Origin of the sequence: Corynebacterium sp. P3-F1, from assembly GCF_030503635.1 — a bacterium.
Taxonomy (GTDB): Bacteria; Actinomycetota; Actinomycetes; order Mycobacteriales; family Mycobacteriaceae; genus Corynebacterium.
In genome coordinates this window covers 1,811,525-1,835,993 of the sequence record NZ_CP129965.1, presented here as the reverse complement: position 1 = coordinate 1,835,993, position 24,469 = coordinate 1,811,525, and the positions used below count along the sequence as shown (strand labels likewise).

Sequence of the window (24,469 nt, the reverse complement as noted above, 5' to 3'; positions counted from 1 at the left end):
ACCACCACAACCACCCCCGCCGATAGGCCTGCATGATTCCACCTGGCGGACGGGCCATTTCAGTTAAAGTAAACGGAATACTGCTTACATTCACACGATTGAAGAAGGGCTTTCCATGACTGATTATCCAGCACTTCCTGCAGAATTCGCGCCTGGCGACGGCCGTTTCGGATGTGGCCCGTCAAAGGTGCGCCCCTCCCAGATCGAGGCGTTGAGCAAGGGCGCAATCACGATCATGGGTACCTCCCACCGCCAGCCCGAGGTGAAGAACCTCGTGGGCAGTGTGCGCGATGGCCTCTCCGAGCTGTTCTCTCTGCCGGAAGGCTACGAGATCGTTTTGTCGCTCGGCGGCGCGACCGCGTTCTGGGATGCGGCGACCTTCGGGTTGATCGAGAAGAAGTCCGCCCACCTCACTTACGGCGAGTTCTCCTCCAAGTTCGCCAAGGCTTCCAAGCTGGCACCGTGGCTCGAGGAGCCGGTGGTCGTTGACTCCGAGCCGGGCACCGCACCGGAGCCGAGTGAACTGGACGGCACCGACGCCGATGTCGTTGCGTGGGCGCACAACGAGACGTCGACAGGCACGATGGTGCCCGTCACCCGCCCGAACACCGACGCGCTCGTGCTTATCGACGCCACCTCCGGCGCCGGCGGCCTTCCCGTCGACATCTCCCAGGCCGATGCCTACTACTTCTCCCCGCAGAAGTCCTTCGCCTCCGACGGCGGCCTGTGGCTGGCGGCAATGAGCCCCGCAGCCATCGAGCGCATTGCCAAGATCAAAGAATCGGGCCGTTTCATTCCGGCGTTCCTGGATCTGCAAACCGCCGTGGACAATTCCCGGAAGAACCAGACCTACAACACCCCGGCCGTGGGCACTCTCCTCATGCTCGCCGACCAGGTGAAGTGGATGAACGACAACGGCGGCCTGGATGGAATGGTGAAGCGCACCCGCGCGAATTCCGAGGTGCTGTACTCCTGGGCAGAGAACCACGAACACGCCACCCCGTTTGTCGCCGATGCCGACAAGCGCTCGTATGTCGTGGGCACGATCGATTTCGACGAGTCCATCGATGCCGCTGAACTGGCTAAGGCCCTGCGCGCCAACGGCATCATCGACACGGAACCGTACCGCAAACTGGGCCGCAATCAACTCCGCATCGGCATGTTCCCCGCGGTGGACACCGAGGACGTGACCAAGCTGACCGGCGCGATCGACTTCCTCTTGGGCCAGGGAGTCGGTGCGAAGTAGGCGCGTTCCGGACCGTTAGAGTGGGTCAGTGAATGACACCCTGGGTAAGGAGTTGGGGATGCGCGAGCTCTTTGTAGTTGCAGAAGAATCGACAGACACCGTCTGGGTGCTGCGCACCGACGACGGCGAGCGGTTCCGCATCCCCCGGGCCGATCTGCGCGAGGTCGGCGACCCGGATCCCGTCTTGTTCGAGGCTGAGCGCGAGTACCGCGGCGGCTACACCGACGCCTTTGACAATTCCGGCGACGACTACGAGCTTGTGGATGCCGAGCTAGTCGACGAACCTTCCCGCCCCACGTTCACTGTGTATTCCGGCGCCGACCTTGACACCCCTGCCGAGGACACCCCGTCCGAGCCGGCACCGGAGCCAGCCCCCGAGCCGGGGGTCGATACTGAACCGGCGGCCGAGACTGAACCGGTGGCCGAGGCTGAGCCGGAAGATCCTATCCGCACCCCGGTCGAACCTGACCCGCTCTTTTCCACTCCCCTATCGCTGCGCCCGAATGAGATTCAGGCACGGATTCGCGCGGGCGCGGATACCGCTGCGCTCGCAGAAGAGATGGGGGTCGCCGAGAGCCGGGTAGAGCCCTACGCTCACCCGGTTTTGCTCGAGCGTGCGCAAGTAGCCGAAGCAGCGAAGCAGTCGCACCCGGTGCGCGACGACGGCACCGCCTCCGACACTCTCTTCGAGGTTCTGGCGCTGGCGTTCGCCGCACGCGGCCACGCCCTGTCCGAGGCGCACTGGGATGCCGTGCGTGAAGCTGGCGAGCCGTGGGTGGTACGCGTGACGTGGCAGGCAGGTCTGCAGGAGCACAGCGCGGAATGGTTCTTCCGCCGTTCCATGGGTAGCCCGGCTACCACTGAACCGCGTGACCCGGTCGCGGCGGACCTGATCGACCCGTCCTTCGCCCAGCCAGTGCGCTCGCTGTCCAGCCGCCACACTTATCTTCCCGCCGACGAACCAGAGTGGGACGAGGACACCAGCTCCGAGGAGCAGGACCACCTCGGCGCCGAAGAGGGGGATCTCTCCACCACCCAAACACAGCCGAATGTCTTCGCAGAAGGGGAATTTCTTCAGAACCCCGATGCCGAGGACAAACCCCAGAAACGCCGGCGCAAAGCAGTGACCCCCCACTGGGAAGACGTGCTGCTCGGCGTGCGCACCAACACGAAGCGACCGAAGTAGGCCCCTATCATGAGCTTTCCCGCCGTGGTCACATTCTGGTACGTGGGTGCCTCCAACCCCGGTGCAGTGCTGGAGGCCGAACCGAAGGCAGACCGCGGCTTCGGCCGCAAGCTTTTGGCGCAGCTCAATCCGCGGTGGCCCATCACCCCGATCGGCCAGTTCCCACTCAACCGCTCCACGAAGCCCTCTCGGTCCGAGTTCTATATCGCTGGGTACCCGGGTGTCGCCGTTTTGCAGACATTCATCGAGGAGTGCGGGAAGCTCTCGGAGATCTCTCCCGAGCTCCTTAGTGCAGTACCGGCCGCCGACGTGTTCGTATTCGCGCAGGGTGTCGGTGACGGAGCCGGGTACGGGGGTTTCGCGCATTTCTCCGGCGACACCGTCACCCGCAGTTTGTGCGCGACCCGCACTGCGCTGTTGGAGGACTTGGGCTTGCCGGAGCCGTTCGAGGCTCCGTTCTGGGCCGGCGAACGCGCCGAACAGATCGGCGGCATTTCTCTCCCCTTCGAACCTGTCGATCTCATGGATGCCGCTGAAACGGCCTGGCTCGGGGTGGACATCTCCCCCGACGGGCCCGACATCAACGTTGTCGGCTATGCGGTGGACGGCCGCCCGGAGCCGAAGGTGGAGTCGCGCGAGCCGCAGGCCAAGAACGTTGCCGAGGTCGCGGCGAGATTCGCCAGCCCGAGCGCGGACTACGACGATTACGAGGAGACTACCGCCGACGACCAAGGCGGCGAATTCGCTCAGCTTGCCGACGCCTCGGCCGCTGCCGCCCGCCGCGTTGGCCGCGGGCTGACCCGCCGCTGGCGGAACCTCAAGGACACTGTCGTGGAGAAGATTCGCCACTCGGACCGCTAGCGGAGACTAGCAGGGGCGTGCGAGCGAACGGTCCCTCTCGTAGAAAGCAATCGCCGCGGACGTGGCCACGTTGAGCGAGTCCGTGCCGTTCGCCATGGGGATGCGGGCACGGATGTCGGTGGCGCGCATAGCATGCTCCGTCAGACCGGGGCCTTCACCGCCGACGAGGAGGGCGACTTTGCCGTAGGGCGCACCAGTGTCGTCGACAAGCGCGTCGGCGAGATGCTCGGCGCGGTCGTCGGGGGTGAGCGAAACGAGGTGGAAGCCCGCCTCGCGCAGTTGCTCGAGCGAGCGCTGCCACGTGGTGATTGTGCCGTCGAGGTGAGCGAACGGCAGACGCAGCACGTGCCCCATGGAGACGCGCACACTGCGGCGGTACAGCGGATCGGCGGTTCCGGCGCCGAGGAGCACGCCGTCGACCCCCATGCCCGCGGCGTTGCGGAAAATTGCGCCGATATTCTCGTGGTCCCCGACCCCTTCCAGAACGACGAGCGTGCGCGCGTCGAGAAGCTCATCGACGGGCTGTTCCAACGCCCGGTCCGCCACCGCGATGAGCCCGCGGTGCATGTCATACCCCGCCACCTCGGCGAGCAATTCGCGGGTGACGGCGTATACGGGAGCGTCGATAGGCGGCAAGCCTTCTGCTTCGCGCTGGGCGAGAAATGTGTCGAGCTTTTTCTCGAAGCCCACAATGCACCGCAGCGGGTAGCGCGAATCAATGACGCGTCCGGCGACGAGAGGCCCCTCCCCGAAGACGAGGCCTTTGGTGTTGTCCATCGTCTTCAGGTCACGGACGTCGTCCAACCGCGGGTCGGCGGGGTCGGTGACAGCGATCATGGCTTAGGAAATGGCAGACATGATCGGGTCCATGGCGAAGAACACCACGAACAGGGCGGAAATCAACCACATGATCCAGTGGACATCCTTCGCCTTGCCCGCGAAAACGGAGAACACCGCGAATGTGATGAATCCGATGCCGATGCCGTCGGCGATGGAGTAGGTGAACGGCATGGCCACGATGGTGAGGAAGGACGGCAGAGCGATGTGGAACTGCGTCCAGTCGATCTCCGTGATCTGCATCATCATCAGCGCACCGACGATGACCAGCACCGGTGCGGCGGCCTCGATGGGCACGATCTCGTAGAGCGGGGTGAAGAACATCGCGGCCAGGAACAGCAGACCGGTCACGATATTGGCCAAACCAGTGCGTGCCCCATCGGCGATGCCGGCGGAGGAATCGACGTACACCGTGGCGGACGAAGCAGAGCCCGCACCGCCGACGATCGCGCCAAAGCCCTCCACAACCAGGGCCTTCTTCATGCCGGGCAGCTCGCCGTTCTCATCGACGAGCTTCGCCTGGCGGCCGAGCGCCGTCATCGTGCCCATCGCGTCGAAGAAGTTAGCCAGCACCAGCGTGAACACCAGCAGCGAGGCCGTGACCACACCGATATGGGTGAACGCGCCAATCAGGTCGACCTTGCCAACGATGGACAGGTCCGGAATTCCACCGAGGGATTCCGGCAGGCTCGGCACAGCGAGACTCCATCCGGTCGGACCGTTCTCGGCGGACGAGCCAGCGCCGGTGGCGGCCTCAACGATGAGCGCGATGATCGTGTTCAGCACAATGCCGATGAACAGCCCGCCCGGGATCTTGCGCGCCACCATGAACCCGCAGATGAACAGGCCGAGGATGAATACGAGCGTCGGCCACGAAGCGATGGAGCCGTTGATGCCCAGCTGCACCGGCACCGTTGTCATCGCCTCGTCCGGTATACGGCGGACAAAGCCCGCGTCCACGAACCCGATGAGAGAGATGAACATACCGATACCCACGCCGATCGCGGCCTTCATCGACGGCGGGATCGCCCGGAACACCGCCGTGCGGAAACCGGAAAGAGCCAGCAGCACGATGATGACACCGTCGATGACCACCAAGCCCATCGCCTCAGGCCACGTCAGGCCTTCTGCGCCCACCAGCGTGACAGCCACCAGGGTGTTCAGGCCCAAGCCGGCAGCGATGCCGAACGGGTAATTAGCCACTGCACCGAACAGGATGCACATGATGCCGGCGACGAGAGCCGTCGCGGCCGCCACCTGCGGGATTCCCAACACAGTGTTTTCGGAGTCGGCGCCGGTGCCCAGGATCAACGGATTGAGCAGGACAATGTACGCCATGGCGAAGAACGTGACCACACCGGCACGCACCTCGCGGCCGGCGGTGGAGCCGCGCTCAGAAATGTGGAAGAAGCGGTCGAGACCGGAAACCTGCTTCTCCCCTGCCCCGTCCGGTGTGCCGGCCACCTTGGTGGAGCCGGACGTAGTCGACGTATCGCTCACTGTGATTCCCCTGACGTTTGCATGTCAATGACGGCAATAGCGTCCCACTGACAGCGCGAAAATCAAAATGGGAAGCCGCACAAGAGCGACTGCGGGAAGGCTAGTAGAGGGGCTTTTCGTCGTCGAAAAGTTCGCTGCGCGGCACAGTGTCCTCGTCTCCGATCTTGGTCTCGGAGTGTGCTCCACAGCCGTACACTGCGGAAACGACATGACCGTCCGCGGAGAATTCATTGGCGCAGATGCCGAAGTTCTTGCCCACCGGCTCCGCGGCAGGAATGTAAAAAGCGCACGTGCGGCACTGCAGCGCCGCTTGCGAGGCGTGTTCGGAATTTGGGCCGAACTCGCCGCGGCGCCAACGCTGCTTCGCATCCTTCAAACCCGAAGTGGTCAAGTACTGGTTCGTCTCCCGCCCAGTGAAGACCACCGCGTCCTTGGAGAAGGAGTCGTCGGTGAGACGGTCATCGTCCGGCGCGGGCTCCATCAAGTCGCCGGGGCCCAGGTCGCCGGGGCGGACACGCTCGGTGTAGGGCACCCAGTCCGGAGCCTGCAGCGCATCGCCCGACGGCGCGGGCACGAGCGCTACTTCGTTGACGGTGATGTATTCCGCCCCTGTCGCGCAGGCCACCACAGCATTCCACTCCCACCCCGGGTAGCCGGGAACGGATGCCTCGAACCTGTGGGTGGCCACGTTGGCGCCTAGCCCGACCACACCGATGTGGTCACCCACATCACCCTGGTCGAGCTCCAGCAATGCTTCGCGCGCGATCGTCACGGCGCGGTCGCCGATCAGTGGTCCTGCTTTCTTGTCGTTTCTTCTCCGGGGCACGCTCACCATTATGGCTGACGCTGTTGCAAGATAGACCCTATGGCCTATCTCAACCGTTGCATGGCTGCCGCTGTGACCGTGTCCGGCATTTCGCTTGCAGGGTTTCTCGCCGCTTGCAGCCCGACGAATACCGACAGCGCGTCGAGCGGCAGTGTGGAGATGCTCACCGTGAAAGTAGAGGAGACCTTCCCTTTCGACGACACGAGCTTCACTCAAGGGTTGGAGGTAGCCCCGGACGGCTCGCTCTACGTCGGCACGGGCATGGAAGGGCAGTCGCGCATCTACCGCAGCACCGCCGACGGGAAAGAACTGGCCAGTCAGAGCCTCGACCCCGCCTTCTTCGGGGAGGGAATCACCCGCGTCGACGACCATCTATGGCAGCTGACGTGGCAAAACAATACCGCCGTCAAGCGTGACGCCACGACCCTCGACGAGGTGGAGCGCACCTCCTTCAACGGCGAGGGCTGGGGCTTGTGCCACCGTGAGGACGCCAGCGAGGTCATCTTTTCCGACGGCAGCGCCGAATTGCGCCGCATGGATCCGGGCACCCTCGCCGAGCGGGAGCGCTTTACTGTGAGCTACGAGGGACAGCCGGTCTCCGGGCTCAACGAACTAGAGTGCGTTGGCGACGACATTTACGCGAACATCTTCACCACCACCGACATCGTGCGCATCGACGCAGAGACAGGACGCGTCGAGGCGCTTATCGACGCGTCCGTGCTCCCCAACAACGCCTCCCCCGACCCCAACAATGTTCTCAACGGCATTGCCCACATCCCCGATAGCGACGGCGAGTTCTTCCTGACCGGCAAGCGGTGGCCCGACCTCTACCGGGTCACCTTCGAACCGAAGTAGACCCCCTACCCCACTGCACCGTTAGACTTCGTAGTCATGGTCAAAGGCAAGGCAGCAAAATCGAATACCGCACTCACGGTGGCACTGATCGCGATCGCAGTGACCGCCATCGTCGCCGGCCTGTACTTCTTCTTGAACTGGCAGGAAAACCGGCCCGCCACGCCGCCGGACCAGCTCGAAGCCACGGCAACGGCAGGCGACTCCGATGTCGCTTCGACACCGTTCAGCGTGTGCGAATTCGGCGCCGAATGCCCGGAAGGGGACGTTGCGCGTATCGACGCTTCTGGTGCCGAGTCCGTCCGGATCACCGTACCGCGTGAGGTAGCGCAACAGCAGTGGTCCGTGTTGAGCATTTACGACGACCCGGCAGCGAACTCGGAGCGCACATTCACACCGGGTGAAGCCAGCGATGTCGACATCCCCCTGACCACCGATAATGACGGCAACGACGCCAACCTCGTGGTCATCGAGGTCTCCGCCTTACTCGTCGGCAAGGACAACAACAACGAAGAAACCCCCGTCGTCACCACATGGGCGTTCACGACGGAGGCTAGCTAAGGCAGGTAACACCCAGGTCGTTTAGACGTCCAGTTCCTTGGCCACAGCGCGGAGGATCTCAGCAATCTGGCGCGACTCCTTGCGCTCCGGGTAACGCCCCGCGTCAAGCGCGGGCTGCACCTGGGTCTCCAGCATCGACATGACGTCGGCGAGCATGCTTGCAAGCTCTTCCGGCTTGCGGCGGTGTGCCGCACGGCGCCGCGGCTCGTCGAGCACCTTCACCCGCAGCGCCTGCGGCCCGCGGCGTCCGGCTGCGAAGTCGAATTCGATCCGCTGACCGGGGAAGAGCTCGTCGACACCGCCAGGTAGGACGTTCTTTCCCACATACACGTCCTCATCCCCCGGGTTGGAGGCGAAGCCGAAGCCCTTCTCGGCATCGAACCACTTCACTTTTCCTACTGGCATGCGCGATCACCACCGATGGTCGAAAGAATTCAAAGAGAACAGTGTAGCGCCCCGCGGACCGAGCGCCTAGCCCCGGGCCCGCTACACACCGACATCACTCGGTGTGTCCCACGTCACTCAGTTGGCTTTTTCGCAGGTGAGACCCGCACTTCTCACACACTGAAATGCCCCACCATTCACATGCATCACAAAACGTTCCAGGAAAGTGACTCAATCGTTATAAACAGATACAGTCTTGGACATGCCCCGACAACGGGCGTGACCTTCAAGAGCTGCCAGCCACGTTCAGTTTTGTCCGGCTGGCACGAGAAATCAGTACAGAAGTACCCACATATAAAGGACAAAAGCGGGGGACCCACCCGCACGCGGCCAACGTGCATCGCGGAGCGATCCGCTCGGGGTGAAGCCGCCACCGGCGGCCAGGCGTCCATGACACCTCAGCCTGAACCCGACAGCTCACCTCGCAGACGTACAACAAGAGAGGAAACACCCGCATGGGACGTCACAGCAAGCAGACTCGTAATTTCAGCGCGAAGGCCGTGGCCGGCGCTACCGCCGCACTGGCAACCACCGCACTGGTCAACCCGATGGCTTCCGCGGCCCCGGATTCCGACTGGGACCGCCTGGCCCAATGCGAGGCCGGCGGCAACTGGCACATCAACACCGGTAACGGTTACTACGGTGGCCTGCAGTTCAGCGCCGGCACCTGGCGCGCGCACGGCGGCGGGGAATTCGCGCCGCTTCCGCACCAGGCCACCCGCGAGCAGCAGATCGCTGTCGCCGAGCGCACTCTCGCCGCCCAGGGCTGGGGCGCGTGGCCGGCCTGCTCCGCACGTCTGGGCCTGAACTCGGCCCCGACCCCGCGCAATGTCTCCGCTGGCGCACCGGCGGCGCCGAAGCCGGCGGCGCCGAAGCCCGCTGCACCGAAGCCCGCTGCACCGAAGAGCACCGAGCTTGAGGTCGACGCTGCATACGCCTCCATCACCCGCGAGCTGAGCAACCGCGGCATCGCGGTTCCGGCGCAGGTGACCGCCACCTACAAGGCCAACCGTAACGACTACAACGCGTTCTACCTGGCCAACAAGGGCCTGATCGACTCTATCCTCGCCGGCGATGCACAGGCTATCTCCGCTGCGATCGGCGCCAACGCCAACAATTACGTCGAAGGGCTCAAGAAGCAGTACCTCGGCTAATCGCCTCTGAAGCCACAAAAAGGGCGCTCACCCCACGATCGGGTTGAGCGCCCTTTAATCATGCGGCGGTCACTTCACTACGGTGATCTGCCACCCCGCATTCTGGTTCTGCACGAAATCCTTCACACCGTGGCCGTTGTCAGCGGCCCACTGCGGAATAGACTCCGTCGCCTGGGTGCAGTCGAAGTCGATCACCAGCTCCTCCCCCGGCTCCAGCTCCGCCATCGCTTCCTTCGCCTCAATGAGCGGGAACGGACAGACAGCACCGAGAGTGTCCAGAGCGTAACGGCCGTTGCCCAGTGGGCGCGCCTTTGTCGTTTGCTTCGGCTTAGTCTTCAACCCAACCCCGCCCGATGCGGCAACGATATTGAACTGGGGCGCAGCCTCGGCGCCCTGGCCGAAACCAGCGGTCTGCGGTTGACTGATGGACTCATCGGTCGTGTACACCCCAGCATGATCGGCGGTCTGCTTCGCGCCAGACGGCTTGAGCCACAGCTTCGCGCCGACGTAGACGCCGAGGGCGATGAAAGCAGTAGCCACCCAGCCTTGATAGCTGAACAGGGAGGTCTGCACCATGCCGTTTCCGACCGTGCAGCCGCCGGCGAGAGATGCACCGACACCCATACCGATGCCGCCGATGATGGCCCGCACAGTTGTGCGGCCGTCCGGAACACGGATGCGGAACTCGCCAGATACCTTCGCGGCGATGTAGGAGCCAACCAGGATGCCGAGAACAAGCAGAGTGCCCCAGTTGAGGTACTTGCCTTCACCGGTGGTGATGTAGCCCATCAGGTGCGCCGACGGTGTGGTGATGCCCAGGCCGTCGTTGCGTCCGCTCGCAGCGGACAGCGGCCACGCCACAACACCGAGCAGGCCGATGACGGCACCGGCGGTGTACGGGTGCAGCGGCTTGCGGTACCACGGCTGTTCCAAGGTCACCTTCGGCGCGGCGGCATCGCGCACGAGGTAGCGCTGCGCGACATACGCGGTAGCCGCAGCAAACGGGATGGCGAACCACCAGGCAGACACCCCGAGAGTCTGGGGCAACGTAGTCCATCCGGTGTCCCACTGCTTCATCCTGTCATTGAACCCGGACAGGAATCCGCTCTTCATCGCGGCGGCGGAGAGACCGTAGAACAGCAGGGCGAACCAGGAACCCACGAGTCCCTCACCGGAGCGGTACCAAGTGCCAGAGGCACAACCGCCCGCCAGGATGATGGCCAATCCGAAAACGAAACCGCCGACCGCCACCGCGAGAGGTGCGAAGGTGCGGTAGTCCGGCGAAATGACCCCGAGCGAGGTCAGGGCCGCCAAGCCGATCGCGTGGACAGCGATGACAATGAAGAACGCGACGAGACCGCGCCCCTGCTTTTGCAGGAACACGTCGCGCAGCATGCCGGTCACACAGAATCTTCCGCGCTGCATAACAATGCCGAGGGCGGCGCCGACTGCTAGGCCGGTCACAACCATGGAAACCTCCAGTGCTTCTGTTGAGTTCTGAAAACACTGGGGAGTCTACAGTTTACATACCGATTAGTCTAGCGCGGCATTGAAATACATAGACTAAGAGGTCTGTGCAGTGCGGCCGAAAGAAACCGCGCAACACCCCCGAAGAAGGGGTGATGCGCGGTCCTTGCCTGCGGGACGAACCTACTGCGCGGTGTTGATGCGCAGCGTGTTGTGAACGTAACCGGTCTCCTCCCACGGGCGGGGCAGAATCAGGTCGTTACCGAAGGGGCTGTTGGCGCCCGCGAGCTTGGAGGAAATCTCCGTCACCGGGTGGCCGTTACCCGGGGTGTGCGCAGGCCACGCCGGGTTGATCTGGGTGATGTTGTCAACGTCTTTAGCCATAAGGCTCATTCTTTCACGTCACCGCCGGAAACGCACGTAAACTCACCCCCGCAATGACTTCCTTCTCCCGTTCGCTGATCCAGTTCGATGACGCGGCGTTGCGCGCGCTCATTTCCGCGCGCCCCGACGCGTTCTTTCCCGCGCCGCCGCAGACGAGTTCGCTCGCCACGCGTCTTACGCTTCCAGGGTCGACGGCGCGTGCTTTACGACGCCTCACCGCCCCCGACCTCGCCCTACTCGAGCGTTTAGCCGATGCCGGCGCCGAATTCGACCCGTACGACGCCACCGCTGAAGCCGCCTCCGGGCGGCTGGAGAATCTCCGCGCCCTCGCTCTGGTCTTCGGACCCGACGATGAGCTGCGTATCGCACCGGGGGTACTCAGCGCCGTACCCGCGGGATGGCGGGTGACCGACCCCGTACCGAACAACCTGGAAGAGCTCATGACGGAGCTGACCGGACCGGAGAGGAAGGTGCTGGAGACCCTAGCCACGAATGGCGGGGTAGGCACCACCAAGGCGGCGTCGCCAGACGCAAACCCCGATAGCCCCATCGCGAGACTCATTGCCAAACATCTCCTCGTGCGCGTGGACTCCACCACCGTCCGCCTTCCCCGGCCCGTGCGGGATGTGTTGCGCGGGCACCCGCCGCGCACCTTCCCCATGACTGAGCCGGAAAAGAAGAGCATCGACCAGGATGCCGTCGATTCTGCGGCGGCGACGCAGGGGCTCGACGCGGTGCGTCAGTTGCGTCAACTGATCACAATGCTCCTCGCTGAACCCGTGACCCTGAACAAGGACGGATCCGTCGGTGTACGTGCGCGAGCGAACCTGGGCAAGGACCTCGGTGTCGATCCTGCAGTGCTAATCACTGTCGGAGAATCCGCCGGCCTCATCGGCCGCGGCAACGTGGAGGATGTCGATGTTCTCGCAGCTACCAGGGATGCTCTGACGTGGTTGGATGCCACGTTGCCCGACCAGTGGGCGATTCTGCTTGCCGGCTGGGCGGCTTCTCCGTGGCGAACGGATCTGGACGAGAAGCTGCTCTCCGCGGAGATGCACTCCCCCGATGCGCGCGGCGCACGAATGACGGTGCTCCGCCACAACGGCGACCCCCACAGCCTCCTCTTCCACGCGCCGCTGGCGGCCTCCCAGCTCCCGCCGGCATTCATCGAGACGGTGGTTGAGGAAGCCCGGTTCGTCGGCGCCCTCGATGCGACCCCAGCCGCTTCTTCTCCCCTCGCCGCTCTCCTGAGCGGTGACGATATCGCCGCCGCCACCCGTGCACTCGTCCCGCCGCCGGTGGACACTCTGGTCGCGCAAGCAGATCTCACGGTTCTCGCACCCGGCCCGCTGGAGCCGGAGATGGGCGCGTTCCTGGAGAGCATTGCGGAACTGGAGTCGCCCGGTGTGGCCAGCGTTTGGCGCATCACCGATGCATCAGTGCGCCGCGGCCTCGACAGTGGTCTCTCCGCCGAGGAGATTCACACCTGGTTGGCAGAGCACGTGCTCGGCGAGGTGCCCCAGGGCATCACATACCTCGTGGACGATATCGCCCGCACACACGGCTCCATCCGCGCCGGGGCAGCCGTCAGCTACATCCGCAGCGCCGACCCGGCACTGATCACAACGGCCGCTGAGAAACTGGGGGGAGCGCTGCGTCCCCTCGCCCCCACCGTCGCGGTCTCGCAGCTCCCGCTGCCGAAACTCATGGATGCCTTGCGTAAAGCGGGGCTGCAGCCGACTGCGGAGGACGAGACGGGCGCGCAGTTGAACATGGCGCCCGAACCCGCGTTGGTCCCCGCGACACCGTCGCACCTGCCGCGACCGACTGTGGTCACCGACGAGCAGGCCGACCAGATTATCGCGCGGCTGCGCTCCGGTGAAGCACCCGAGGAATCATCCAGCGGCGGCACTCTTGAAACTCTGCGGGCGGCTGCCCGCGGAAAGCGGCAGGTCACCCTCGGTTATGTGGACAAGAACGGCCGCGGGCAGACCCTAACTGCTCGGCCACTCTCTGTCTCCGCGGGGCAGGTCGACGTGCACGTCGCCGCCACGGACTCGGTGGTGCGCATCGCGTTGCCTCGCATCACCAAGGTCGTGCTGGCCTAGCGGCTCACCCGCTCGAGAATCTCGAGGACGTGCTCGTAATCCTTGCCAGTTGCGGCGGTCAGGCCGAGTTCGCAGGTGCGGTTGGAGGAGGCGTGGCACGCAGCGCCGAATACGGCGACTTCCTCGGCCTCCCGCTTCGTGGCGGCATGGGTCAACTCCGGATGGAGCATGCCCCGGTCGCCGGCATACCCGCAGCAGTTCCACTCCGGCGGCACGTTCACGTTCTCGGCGGCGGCGGAGGCGACCTGCTTCAGGTCGTCGATAAGCGAAAGGTGCGTCGCAGAGCACGTCGGGTGGAGCGTGATGGAATCGACCTTGGTGCCCACCTCTAGTTTGTCCAGCACCTTGTCGCCCACGAAGGCGACGGCATCGATGACGGTGATGCCGATGGTTTCGGCCATATCCATGAAGCCGTGCGTGCAGCTCGTGGCGTCGACGATGACCGGCAGGCGGCCGCCGTCGGTGGCGGCGACGAGCTCGTCATTGACGCGGCGCTGCATCACGTCGTGGCCGGTGCTCATGCCCTTAGACGCCCACGGGGTGCCGCAGCACATCCCATCGATGCCGTCGGGCACGACGAGCGCCAGCCCGGCGCGTTCCACCAGCTTCGCGAATGCCGCTGAAGCGCCGAGCCCCTCACCCTGCGGGCCGAACATGGAGTTCACGCACGCGGGGACGAAGACACCGACAGGTTCCGCGGCCGGGTCGCCGATGCGTGTGCCGAAGGCCTTGGAGCGGGACGTCCCGCCCTTGCTCAACTCGGGCCGGTAGGACGGCACGGTGTCCTCCCCGACCAATGTGCGGGCGACATCGGTGACTTTCTGCACGAGCGGTGTGGGCAGGTAATAAGCGCCGGTGAGCGCTGCGGAAGCGAGCTTATTGCCCGGCCCCCACGCCTTCGCGGCGGCCGCCCAGCCCGCGGATTCCACCGCGCCCGCCTGACTGCGGCGCAGGGATTTGATGAATTTGCCGGTGTCAATTCCCACTGGGCACGCCGTCACGCACATGGAGTCGACGGCGCACGTGTCAATGCCCTCGTACTGGTACTCCTTATCGATGTGCGCGACGAGCTCACGGTCGCCGTCCTTGATCGCCTGGGCGCGGGCGCGGCGGACCACGATGCGCTGCCGCGGCGTCATGGTCAGGTCGCGCGACGGGCAGACCGGCTCGCAGTAGCCGCACTCCACGCAGGAGTCGATCTCGTCCTCCACCTGCGGATTGAGCTTGAAATTCTTCATGTGCTCGCGCTCGTCGTCGGTGATGATCACCCCCGGGTTCATCACCCCGCGCGGGTCGGCGGCACGCTTGAGCTCCACCATGACCTCGTAGAGCTCGTCGCCGTACTGGCGGCGGACATACGGCGCCATGACGCGGCCGGTGCCGTGCTCTGCCTTGAGGTTGCCGCCTGCGCCGAGCACGAGGTCCACCATCGCCTCGTTGAAGCCGTCGTAACGCCCCAGGTTCTCGTCTCCCTCGAAACGGTCGGTGATGAGGAAGTGGATGTTGCCGTCCTTGGCGTGGCCGAAGATGACGGCGTCGTCGTAGGAGTATTCGTCAAATAGCTGCTGCAGTCCGCCGCAGGTGTCAGCGAGGTCTTCGACGGGCACAGCAATGTCTTCGAGCAGCGCAGTGGTCCCGGATGGACGGGCTTCTGCCACCTGCGCGTAGAGGCCTTTGCGGAAGGCCCACGCCTTCGCCGCCTGCTTCGGATCGGTGGAGAACTCCGCCGGTGTGGCCAGGTCCAGCTCGCCCAACAGCTGCGTGCCGACGCGCTCGTAATCGCGCAACTGCTCTTCCTCATTGGCGTGGTACTCGATCAGCAGCGCGGCGTGCTGGTCTAGTTCAAAGCCGGTGATTTGCTCCGGCACGGAGTCGAAACCTCGGCCAACGGCAATGGAGCGCGAATCCATCAGCTCGAGCGTTGCCGCGTGGGAATCGAACAGCGCGGGCAGCGAACGAGTCGCCGCGTCGATCGTCGGGTACACCGCGATCGTGGTGGTCTTCAGCTTGGGCACCTCCACGGTGCGCAGCACCGCCTCCGCAATGAACGCCAGCGTTCCTTCGGAGGCGACCAGCAGGTGGGTGAAGATGTCCAGCGGGCTCTCGTAGTCCAGGAACGCGTTGAGCGAGTAGCCCATCGTGTTCTTCAGCGCGAAGTGCTGCTCGATCTTCTTCACCGATTCCGCATTGCCACGCACGCGGCGCTTCAACTGCTCGAGCTTTTCCGCGAGCTCCGGCTCCTGCCTGCTGAACTGCGCCTCCGCGTCCGGGTGAGCGGTGTCGATGACGGTGCCCGACGGCAGCACGAAGGTCAGGGACTCCAGCGTGTTGTAGGTGTTGTACTGCGTTCCGCACGCCATGCCGGAGGAGTTGTTGGAGATCACGCCGCCGAGCGTTGCCGCACCCTCGGACGCCGGATCAGGCCCGAGCTTGCGCCCGTACGGGGCGAGGTGCGCATTGACCTGACGCACCGTCGAACCGGGCTGAACGCGCACCCGCTTTCCGCCGTCCAGGACCTCGACGCCGCGGAAGTGCTTGCGCACGTCGATCATCATTCCGCCGCCGCCCGCCTGTCCGGACAGCGAGGTGCCTCCCGCGCGCAGCACAACGGGAGCACCGGAAGAAGCCGAGGCACGGAAGGCGGCCGCGACGTCGTTCGCGTTGCGGGCCTCCGCCACCACCTGCGGGGTGTACAGGAAGTGGGACGCGTCGTGCGCGTACTTGATGCGGTCGATCTGTCGGGTGGAAATCGTCTGGTCCGAGCCCAGTTCGCGGACCAGGTACGCAGCAGGGGACGTGATTGTCGCAGTCATAATCTCATGCTATCTCCATCGAGCCGCCGCGCATTTTTTCGTCCAAACGGTTGACATTTTGTTGTATTTACACAACACTTGCTTGTGTGTCACAACGCAAACAACCGAAGATCCCGATACATAACCGGGTTCGAGTCCTACGGGCGGAACGCGACATGTCGCGCGCCCAGCTCGCCGAGCTTATCGACGTGAACCCGCAGACCATCGGCGCTCTCGAACGCGGCGACCACTCACCCAGCCTCGACCTGGCCTTCCGCATCTGCGATGTGTTCGACCTCCCCGTAGAGGCCGTGTTCTCCCGCACCGAATTCGCCCCCATGTCGAAGGAGCTGTACCGCGAATGAACCGCATCGACTCCATCCGCGCTCAAGACCCTCTGAACGCCAAACGTTTCCGTAATCCCCGCGATACCCGCTGGTTGATTGTCGTGTTCTTCGCCGGCATTGCTGTGGCGATCGCGGGCACTGTCATCGGCCTCGCGTCGGATCTCCAGTGGCCGTTTCTGGTGCCGCTGACCGCGGGCATGCTCATCAGCATGTACTGCTGGTCCATGTTGCGGGGCGCGCACGACAACGTCGACACCGCCCCGGACGACCAGATTGACGAGTACGAGCGCCACGTCTTGGACACGTGGCGCAAGCGCGCGCTCAAGGCCTACTCCGCGCTCACCGGCATCGGCGGCTTCGCCTTTATGATGCTCGGCGCACTTCGCGACTCCCCCAGTTCGCTTGCCCTCATGGCCGCGGGCTACTTCATGTTGTTCACTTTCCTCTTCGTCTACCCACTGCCCATGATCGGCTACGCCATCACCTTCAACCGCAAGGAGGACTGAAAATGACCACTCTTGACATCAGAGGCCTGCACAAATATTTCGGTGAGACGCAAGCTCTCGACGGCATGAGCTTCACCGTCGGCGACGGCGAGCTCTACGGCTTCGTCGGCTCGAACGGCGCCGGCAAGTCCACCACCATGCGCATCGCGCTCGGCGTGCTCGAGGCAGATTCCGGCGAGGTGCTCCTCGACGGCACACCGCTTGACGACGCCTCGCGTCGCCGCATCGGCTACATGCCCGAGGAACGCGGCCTCTACGGCAAGGAAAAGATCCTCGATCAGCTGGTCTTTTTGGCGAAGCTCCACGGCGTGGACGGCGCGGCCGCAAAGCTGCGCGGCACCGAGCTGCTCGACGAACTCGGTCTGGCGGAGCGCGCGAACGACAAGCTCGACGATCTTTCCCTGGGCAACCAGCAGCGCGTCCAGCTCGCCGCAAGCCTCATTCATGACCCCGACATTCTCATTCTCGACGAGCCGTTTTCCGGCCTCGACCCCGTCGCAGTGGACGTCATGAGCACCATGCTCACCGACCGCGCGCGTCGCGGCGTCCCCGTAATCTTCTCCTCCCACCAGCTCGACCTCGTCCAGCGCCTGTGCGACCGCGTCGGCATTGTCACCCGCGGCCGCATGGTCGCCGAAGGAACCGTCAATGAGCTGCGCACAAACGGCCCCGTCCGCTTCCGCGTGGGAACCACCGCCCGCGGCTGGTTTCCGGAGGGCACGACGCTTATCGACGAATCCCCCACCCACGTCATCCTCGAAACCACCTCCGCCGGCGACGACCAGCGCATCCTGCGCTCCGCCCTCGCCGCCGGCGACGTGCACGAATTCACCCGTGTGGTCCCCGACCTGACTGACCTGTTCAAGGAGGTTGTGAAGTAATGAAAACGAGCACCTATTCCCCTCTCCACACCATCCTCACCACCGCTAAACGCGAGATCCAGATCCTGTTCAGCAAAAAGTCAGTTGTGATCACTCTGTTGATCATGCTGCTGGCCATCATCGGCGGCATCGGCTTCGCCTCCTGGCAGACAAGCAAGGATCCGGAGGAAAAGGCACAGTCGGTGGCTGTGGTGAACGTCGACAAGCAATTACTCGACGGATCCGGCCTCGAACCGCGCGATGCAGCCGACCGCGGGGAAGCGGAGAACCTCGTGCGCGACGGCGAAGTCGACGCCGCGCTGATCGCGGAAAACAACGAGTGGCAGGTCATCTCCGACGGACTCCCCGACACCGACGTGACCGAGAAGATCGATGCCCTCGCCGAGGCCTACACGCAGTCCGCCGCGCTGGAGAAACTCGGGGTCACACCTGCGGAGTTCAAGGCCGCCAGCCCTGAGATCGACGTTGTCCCAGTGAACATCAGCGACCTCGACGAAGGTAAGGACGACGAGGCTTCGGAGCAGGACTTCATCCGCCTGCTCACCGTCTTCATCCTCATCATGGTCATCGTGTTCATGGTGATCATGTTTGCCGCCCAGGTGGGCAGCCGCGTCACCGAGGAGAAATCCTCCCGCGTCGTCGAACTCATCCTGTCCACCGTCCGCCCGATCGACTTTCTCGCCGGCAAGATTCTGGGCAACCTCGTCTTCGGATTCGTTTCCACCGCAATCCTGCTCATCGCCGGTGTGATCGGGTTGCAAGTGACCGGGTTGATTGAGGATGTCTCAATCGACTGGTCGATTCTCCCCGTCATGCTCGTCGCGTACCTGCTGGCCATGGTGTTCTTCGGGGGCCTCTACGCAGCTGCCGGCGCGATGGTGCAGCGCACCGAGGACCTGCAGTCCACCCAGATGCCCGTGCTACTGCTCATCCTGGTCAGCGCTTATGTTCCCGCGTTCGGCTGGATGAGCACCGATGCCATGTGGATGCAGGTGGCCAGCTGGATCCCGCCGATTTCGATCTTCGCTGCGCCCCTGTCCTACGCGGCGGGAGACTTCACCGGCATCCAACTCGCCGGCTCACTCGCCATCGCCGCGGTGGCTACCGTGCTGGTCGTGTGGGTCACCGCCCGCATCTACCGCCGCACGATCCTCAACAACGGCCGCAAGGGCACCTGGTCCGAGGCCTTCAAGAAGTAGCTGCCTGCGCCTGGTGAACGATTTGGCATCCAGCATTTAGTGACCTGGGCTTTTGCCGGATTCTTCGCCTCAACATGTCGAATCGTTCACCAGCCCGCCTGCCGCCCCACCCATAGGGGCATAATTGCCCCTATGTCTTTAGGTGACGGCCCGCTTATCGTGCAATCGGACAAGACTGTCCTCCTCGACGTCGCGCACGCGGAGGCGGCCAAAGCACGCGCGGCGCTCTCCCCATTCGCGGAACTCGAACGCGCCCCGGAACACGTGCACACCTACCGCATCACGCCTCTGGCGCTCTGGAACGCGCGGGCAGCCGGCTTCGACGCGGAGCAAGCAGTCGACGTGCTCGAGAAGTACTCCCGCTTCCCTGTCCCACAGGCGCTGCTCATCGACGTCGCCGAGACCATGGCGCGCTACGGCCGCGTCCGCCTACTCAAGCACCCGGCTCACGGCCTCATCCTCGAAGCAGATGACGCCGCGATCCTCACCGAGATCACCCGCAACAAGAAGATTCAGCCCATGGTGGGCGCGCTTATCGACGCCACCACCGCCCCCGTCCACCCCTCCGAACGCGGCCGGATCAAGCAGGAATTGACCAAGCTCGGCTGGCCGGTCGACGACCGCGCCGGCTACGTCGACGGCGAGTCCCACCCGATCCAGCTGACCACCGGTTCGGATCAGGAAAACGCATGGGATCTCCGTGATTACCAGCAGTACGCCACCGAGTCCTTCTGGGAGGGCGGCTCCGGTGTCGTCGTTCTTCCCTGCGGTGCAGGCAAGACCATCGTCGGCGCGGCCTCCATGGCCCAGGCGCAGACCACCACGCTCATCCTGGTCACCAACACCGTGGCCGGCCGCCAGTGGCGCGACGAGCTGTTGCGGCGCACAACGCTCACGCCCAACGAGATCGGCGAATACTCCGGCGAGCGCAAAGAGATCCGCCCCGTCACCATCGCCACCTACCAAGTGGTCACCCGCAAGACGAAAGGCGAATACAAAGCCCTCGAGCTCTTCGACTCCCGCGACTGGGGCCTGATCATCTACGACGAGGTGCACCTGTTGCCCGCCCCCGTGTTCCGGATGGCCGCCGACCTCCAGTCGCGCCGCCGCCTCGGCCTCACCGCCACCCTCGTGCGCGAAGACGGCCGGGAGGACGATGTGTTCTCCTTGATCGGCCCCAAGCGTTACGACGCCCCGTGGAAAGAGCTCGAAACGGCCGGCTACATCGCCACCGCCGAATGCGTCGAAGTCCGCACCACGCTCAGCGAGGACGAACGCATGTTGTACGCCACCGCTGAAACCCGGGAACGGTACCGTATCGCGGCGTGCAGCGAGGGGAAGCTGGCGGTCGTCGATAAGCTTCTTGCGCGACACGCGGGGCAGCAAACCTTGATCATCGGCGCATTCATCGAGCAGCTCGAAGACATCGCCGCGCGCACCGGTGCCCCGCTTGTCGACGGCACAACCTCCACCAAGAAGCGCGAAGCCACCTTTGAGGCGTTCCGCAACGGCGGCATCCAGACCCTCGTGGTGTCGAAGGTGGCCAATTTCTCCATCGACCTACCCGAGGCCGCCGTGGGTATCCAGGTCTCCGGCACATTCGGCTCACGCCAGGAGGAAGCGCAACGCCTCGGACGGCTGCTGCGCCCCAAAGCCGACGGTGCGGAAGCCCTGTTCTACACCATCGTCGCACGCGACACCCTCGATGCTGAATACGCCCAGCACCGCCAGCGCTTCCTCGCTGAGCAGGGCTACGCCTACCGTCTCGTGGACGCCTCCGACCTTTAAACTGGGAGCCTATGAACCGCTTTCATTTCGACGTCGACGAGGAATTCGCCAAAAAGCACAACGAGATGCTGCGCGACACGCGCAAAGTGACCATCTCCGGCATCAGCTTGTTCGTCATCTGCGTTGTCGCCGCAGTGTTGCTGTGGACGCTGACACCGGACAATTCCGCATGGGGTTGGTTCGGAGTGATCGGGCTTATCCCCTTCGGAATTGTAATGCTCATCGTCGGCCTCATGGTTCCCCGTTCGGTTGGTGGGGCGCAAGAACTCTACGACCGCTACCCCCTCGCGCCGGCAGTTATCGCCGAGGTCAACCCCCGCGACATGGTGCTGATGGCCTTGGTGAACATCAACGTAGACGAGACCCTCCCGCCGAAGTACGCGGCAGCGTTGCGCACCGTCTCGTCCATCCCCGGCGTCGACGACCCGAAGTCGGGCATGAAGGTCCCCTCCGTCGCAGTCGGCGGCCGCCGCACCACGCGCGACAAAGACCACTGGCAGGAAGTCACGCCGATGCCCATCGCGTGGGCCACGCCCGACGAAGACGTGGTCAAAGAAGCCCGCGCGGCGATCCCCCAGGAGCAGTGGCACAAGCTGAACAAGGCGCGGGCAAAGCTTGACGATGTCAAAGCCACCCCGATGAACCTTCTCCCCCTCGATTGAAAAACGAACCCCACCTTTACCCCAAGGTTAGAATTAGGAAACTGCCAGTTAACCCGCATACGGCACACTGGGGGCGACAGTATCAAACACTGCCGAAGGGTTTTCACCGTGCGCTCCAAATCAACAACTTTCAAGCTCCTTGCCGTTTTGACCGGTTCTACGGTTGTCCTCACCGCTTGCTCCACTAACCAACAGACAGTGGAGGACACCGCCACCACCACAAACACCCAGACAGAAGCGAAAGAAGTCGACCCGGTCTACGGCGAAAAAAACGGCCTCGACCTGATCGAACTCCAGGACCAAAAGCCCGAAGTCGCCGAGGTCACGGTCGATAACAAGCCCGACCGCATCGCCATGAACATCACGGAGGACCCGTCCACCGAGATGGCCTTTAACTGGTACACCAAGGACGACCTCGACGACTCCATGTTGCGCGTCTCTGAGCAGGAAGACATGTCTGGAGCCATGGAATTCCCCGCGGAGACCACCGAGGTAACCAACCGCTACGCTGAGCGCGACAAAGACGGCTACTACATCTACGCCGCCGCCGACACAGACGAGGACGACAAGTTCATCGTCGATGATGCAGGCAAGCCTAAGGAGATCAAGGGCTACTTCACCGATGAGCAGATCACCCGCGAAAATACCAAGTGGACCTCCGACGGTTCGGAATTAGGTTTCCTTGAGCTCATCGACGTGAAAGAAAACAGCAACAAGAGCAAAGCCACCGGCCTCCAGCCGGGCAAGAAATACTACTTCCAGGTCGGTTCCGAGTCCGAAGGCTTCTCCGAAACCGGCAGCTTCACCACCTCTGACCCGAACTCCGGCGAAGTGAAGTTCATCCACTACACCGACACTCAGAACGCTTACTGGAACGCCAACGTGAACAACGAGGCAGCCTACGGCGCCAACACTCTCGAGAAGGCCATGGAAGTCGCTCCAGATGCCGCCTTCGCCGTCCACACCGGCGACTTCGTAGAAACCGCGGCAGTCGAAGACGAGTGGGTCGACAACCTCAACATGTCCCGCAAGGCGAACATCCACCTTCCGCACGCCTACACTCCAGGCAACCACGACGAGTACAACCTCGACTGGGAGGACGGCAAGGACCTCACCGCATTCAACGAGCACACCAACGTACCGGTCACCGACGGCGCGATCGACGGCGGCTCCTACTACTCCTACGACCACTCTGGCGTCCACTTCGTCGTTCTGAACACGAACGACAACAAGGAATCCGAAGACAACCCAGACGGCGGTGCCATCGGCAAAAAGCAGATGGAGTGGGCTAAGCAAGACATCACCAAGGCACGTGAAGCCGGCACCAAGTGGATCGTGCTGACCTACCACAAGCCGGTGTACTCAGCCTCCTACCACGCGCTCCAGGACGAGGACGTTCAAGTCACCCGCGAGGAATTCGTCAAAATCGCCGACGAACTCGGAGTCGACGTCGTTCTCCAAGGCCACGACCACAACCTGACTCGCACCAAGTCTTTGGTCTACACCCCCGACAGCTTCTCCTACGGCGAGGTCGAAGACACCGAGAAGGAGACCATCGACGGTGTTGAGCACCACGTCAACCCCAAAGGCGTCACCTACATCATCCCGAACACCTCCGGTACGAAGGCATACGACGCCATTTACAAGAAAGGTGCCGACCACGTCCACAAGGTCCGTCCCAAGCTCGACTGGATGACTGAAGAAGACGTCGACTACTGGAACTCTCTGTACGACATCGCCGAACAGCCGGCTGACTCCCCCAAGTTCGACCACAAGCACGAGAACTACCGCCAGTCCACGGTCCAGTGTTTCGCGGTCTACACGGTCACCGACGACACCTTCAAGATCGACTTCTACAAGGTGAAGGGCGATCTGCACAAGGGTGAAGAGCGCGAGGTTGAACTCTACAACTCCTACGGCATTGTGAAGAAATAGTACCTCCCCCAATCAATAAAGCCGGGACTGATGAGTCCCGGCTTCTTCCATGCTTTTGCAAATCCTGCTACATCAGTTGACGCACGAGCGCGGACAAGGCAACAACCACAATGAGCCCCTTGAGAAACGTGTTAGACAACCGCTTGGCAATGCGCGCTCCGACAAGACCGCCGAGCAAACTGCCCACGGCGAGAACAGCAACCCCGATCCACAGCACCTCCGCCCCGAAGAAAAGGAACGCGATCAGGTAGACCAAAGCTGCCACGCTATTCACGATCATGGACAAAAAGTTCTTTACCGGATTCACATCCTTGAAGGGGTGACCGGTACCAACGCCCATAATCGCCATGTACAGCACGCCCTGGGCAGCTGTAAAGAACCCGCCGTACATCGACGCCAAGCCCATGGCGCCAACGAGCCCAGGCCGCTTGTAGGGCGCCCCCACAGTTCCGTTACTCCCCTCGGCCTTCACCACTTGATTCTTAGAAAACGCCTCGACAAAACGCTGTTGAAAAATGACCAAAATTAGCGCGACGACAATCAAGATGGGAATCACCCAATCCAGCGCTGAGGAAGGCGTAATTAGAAGAAACAGAGATCCAGCCGCCGCACCGATCACAGTAGCGGTGATCAAAGGCCCAAGGTACGACATCTCCCGCTTGGTCTCCTCCCGGAAGCCGTAAGCGGAACCAAAAGACCCGAACATCATGCCAATCGTGTTTGTGCGCACAGCCACCCCGGGCGGAACACCCATAGCAAGAAGCACCGGCAAAGTCAGCAGTGAACCAGAGCCAACGGCTGAATTAATGATGCCGGCTAGGATGCCCATGGCGAACAGCAGCAGACCGGATAAAACACTCATTTGTAAACAGACTCCTGAGGACGGGGCTTAAGCGCACACAAAAACGGCGCCACCTTGAGGATTCTATTCCT

At 63.4% G+C, this 24,469-nt stretch carries 22 protein-coding genes and 1 riboswitch; of the genes, 14 read left to right on the top strand and 8 right to left on the bottom strand.

Annotation, left to right across the window (positions count from 1 at the left end; all coding sequences use genetic code 11):
- The first annotated feature begins 115 nt into the window (after positions 1–115).
- The 3 genes from serC to QYQ98_RS08690 are packed head-to-tail and all read left to right on the top strand — an operon-like array spanning position 116 to position 3,293.
- Positions 116–1,246, top strand: a complete 1,131-nt coding sequence (serC, locus tag QYQ98_RS08700; protein WP_302006465.1) for a phosphoserine transaminase — start codon at positions 116–118, stop codon at positions 1,244–1,246.
- Positions 1,247–1,274: 28 nt separating this feature from the next.
- The gene (gene sepH / locus QYQ98_RS08695; RefSeq protein ID WP_367881627.1) at positions 1,275–2,432 is read left to right on the top strand and encodes a septation protein SepH; all 1,158 of its coding nucleotides are present in this window, start codon (positions 1,275–1,277) and stop codon (positions 2,430–2,432) included.
- 9 nt (positions 2,433–2,441) lie between these two features.
- The gene (locus QYQ98_RS08690) at positions 2,442–3,293 is read left to right on the top strand and encodes a hypothetical protein (protein WP_302006464.1); all 852 of its coding nucleotides are present in this window, start codon (positions 2,442–2,444) and stop codon (positions 3,291–3,293) included.
- 6 nt (positions 3,294–3,299) lie between these two features.
- Here the strand turns inward: QYQ98_RS08690 and QYQ98_RS08685 are convergent, their stop codons facing one another.
- The 3 genes from QYQ98_RS08685 to QYQ98_RS08675 form a co-directional block, all read right to left on the bottom strand.
- Positions 3,300–4,130, bottom strand: coding sequence for an RNA methyltransferase (locus QYQ98_RS08685; protein ID WP_302006463.1), 831 nt, complete (start codon positions 4,128–4,130; stop codon positions 3,300–3,302).
- Positions 4,131–4,133: 3 nt separating this feature from the next.
- Complete coding sequence (locus tag QYQ98_RS08680) at positions 4,134–5,594, bottom strand: NCS2 family permease (RefSeq protein ID WP_302007750.1); 1,461 nt, start codon at positions 5,592–5,594, stop codon at positions 4,134–4,136.
- Positions 5,595–5,730: 136 nt separating this feature from the next.
- Entirely contained in the window at positions 5,731–6,465 is a 735-nt protein-coding gene (locus QYQ98_RS08675; protein ID WP_302006462.1) for a DUF3027 domain-containing protein, read from the bottom strand.
- 30 nt (positions 6,466–6,495) lie between these two features.
- On the opposite strand from QYQ98_RS08675, the gene QYQ98_RS08670 reads away from it, so the two are divergent.
- Positions 6,496–7,311, top strand: coding sequence for a glutaminyl-peptide cyclotransferase (locus QYQ98_RS08670; protein WP_302006461.1), 816 nt, complete (start codon positions 6,496–6,498; stop codon positions 7,309–7,311).
- A 36-nt stretch (positions 7,312–7,347) separates the two neighbouring features.
- Positions 7,348–7,869, top strand: a complete 522-nt coding sequence (locus QYQ98_RS08665; RefSeq protein WP_302006460.1) for a DUF2771 domain-containing protein — start codon at positions 7,348–7,350, stop codon at positions 7,867–7,869.
- A gap of 21 nt (positions 7,870–7,890) precedes the next feature.
- Here QYQ98_RS08665 and QYQ98_RS08660 read toward each other — a convergent pair whose 3' ends face one another.
- Positions 7,891–8,274, bottom strand: coding sequence for a cold-shock protein (locus QYQ98_RS08660; RefSeq protein ID WP_302006459.1), 384 nt, complete (start codon positions 8,272–8,274; stop codon positions 7,891–7,893).
- A 314-nt stretch (positions 8,275–8,588) separates the two neighbouring features.
- A riboswitch (cyclic di-AMP (ydaO/yuaA leader) is annotated at positions 8,589–8,762 on the top strand.
- A 6-nt stretch (positions 8,763–8,768) separates the two neighbouring features.
- Between QYQ98_RS08660 and QYQ98_RS08655 the strand changes: the two genes are divergently transcribed.
- The gene (locus tag QYQ98_RS08655; protein ID WP_302006457.1) at positions 8,769–9,467 is read left to right on the top strand and encodes a resuscitation-promoting factor Rpf1 domain-containing protein; all 699 of its coding nucleotides are present in this window, start codon (positions 8,769–8,771) and stop codon (positions 9,465–9,467) included.
- Between the two features lie 69 nt (positions 9,468–9,536).
- Here the strand turns inward: QYQ98_RS08655 and QYQ98_RS08650 are convergent, their stop codons facing one another.
- Together QYQ98_RS08650 and QYQ98_RS08645 are read right to left on the bottom strand one after the other, a co-directional pair.
- Positions 9,537–10,937, bottom strand: a complete 1,401-nt coding sequence (locus tag QYQ98_RS08650) for a YeeE/YedE thiosulfate transporter family protein (RefSeq protein WP_302006456.1) — start codon at positions 10,935–10,937, stop codon at positions 9,537–9,539.
- Positions 10,938–11,117: 180 nt separating this feature from the next.
- Entirely contained in the window at positions 11,118–11,318 is a 201-nt protein-coding gene (locus tag QYQ98_RS08645) for a hypothetical protein (RefSeq protein ID WP_087116193.1), read from the bottom strand.
- A gap of 53 nt (positions 11,319–11,371) precedes the next feature.
- On the opposite strand from QYQ98_RS08645, the gene QYQ98_RS08640 reads away from it, so the two are divergent.
- Positions 11,372–13,426, top strand: coding sequence for a helicase-associated domain-containing protein (locus tag QYQ98_RS08640; protein ID WP_302006455.1), 2,055 nt, complete (start codon positions 11,372–11,374; stop codon positions 13,424–13,426).
- On the opposite strand, the gene QYQ98_RS08635 is transcribed toward QYQ98_RS08640, so the two are convergent.
- Positions 13,423–16,239, bottom strand: a complete 2,817-nt coding sequence (locus tag QYQ98_RS08635) for an FAD-binding and (Fe-S)-binding domain-containing protein (RefSeq protein ID WP_302006454.1) — start codon at positions 16,237–16,239, stop codon at positions 13,423–13,425. The genes QYQ98_RS08640 and QYQ98_RS08635 overlap by 4 nt on opposite strands.
- Positions 16,240–16,325: 86 nt before the next feature.
- Between QYQ98_RS08635 and QYQ98_RS08630 the strand changes: the two genes are divergently transcribed.
- From QYQ98_RS08630 to QYQ98_RS08600, 7 genes are all read left to right on the top strand, one after another.
- On the top strand, positions 16,326–16,583 hold the full coding sequence (locus QYQ98_RS08630) for a helix-turn-helix transcriptional regulator (protein ID WP_302006453.1): 258 nt from the start codon (positions 16,326–16,328) through the stop codon (positions 16,581–16,583).
- Complete coding sequence (locus QYQ98_RS08625; protein WP_302006452.1) at positions 16,580–17,071, top strand: hypothetical protein; 492 nt, start codon at positions 16,580–16,582, stop codon at positions 17,069–17,071. Before QYQ98_RS08630 ends, QYQ98_RS08625 begins: the two co-directional genes overlap by 4 nt.
- Before the next feature lie 2 nt (positions 17,072–17,073).
- A complete protein-coding gene (locus QYQ98_RS08620) occupies positions 17,074–17,952 on the top strand; it encodes an ABC transporter ATP-binding protein (RefSeq protein WP_302006451.1) in 879 nt (292 codons plus the stop codon).
- Positions 17,952–19,151 (top strand): ABC transporter permease, encoded by a 1,200-nt coding sequence (locus tag QYQ98_RS08615; RefSeq protein WP_302006450.1) that lies wholly within the window; start codon positions 17,952–17,954, stop codon positions 19,149–19,151. The genes QYQ98_RS08620 and QYQ98_RS08615 overlap by 1 nt, the downstream gene beginning before the upstream one ends.
- A gap of 132 nt (positions 19,152–19,283) precedes the next feature.
- Complete coding sequence (locus QYQ98_RS08610; RefSeq protein WP_302006449.1) at positions 19,284–20,939, top strand: DNA repair helicase XPB; 1,656 nt, start codon at positions 19,284–19,286, stop codon at positions 20,937–20,939.
- A gap of 11 nt (positions 20,940–20,950) precedes the next feature.
- Positions 20,951–21,601, top strand: coding sequence for a DUF3239 domain-containing protein (locus tag QYQ98_RS08605; RefSeq protein WP_302006448.1), 651 nt, complete (start codon positions 20,951–20,953; stop codon positions 21,599–21,601).
- Between the two features lie 108 nt (positions 21,602–21,709).
- A complete protein-coding gene (locus QYQ98_RS08600) occupies positions 21,710–23,536 on the top strand; it encodes a metallophosphoesterase family protein (protein ID WP_302006447.1) in 1,827 nt (608 codons plus the stop codon).
- A 67-nt stretch (positions 23,537–23,603) separates the two neighbouring features.
- On the opposite strand, the gene QYQ98_RS08595 is transcribed toward QYQ98_RS08600, so the two are convergent.
- The gene (locus QYQ98_RS08595; RefSeq protein ID WP_302006446.1) at positions 23,604–24,398 is read right to left on the bottom strand and encodes a sulfite exporter TauE/SafE family protein; all 795 of its coding nucleotides are present in this window, start codon (positions 24,396–24,398) and stop codon (positions 23,604–23,606) included.
- Positions 24,399–24,469: the final 71 nt, after the last annotated feature.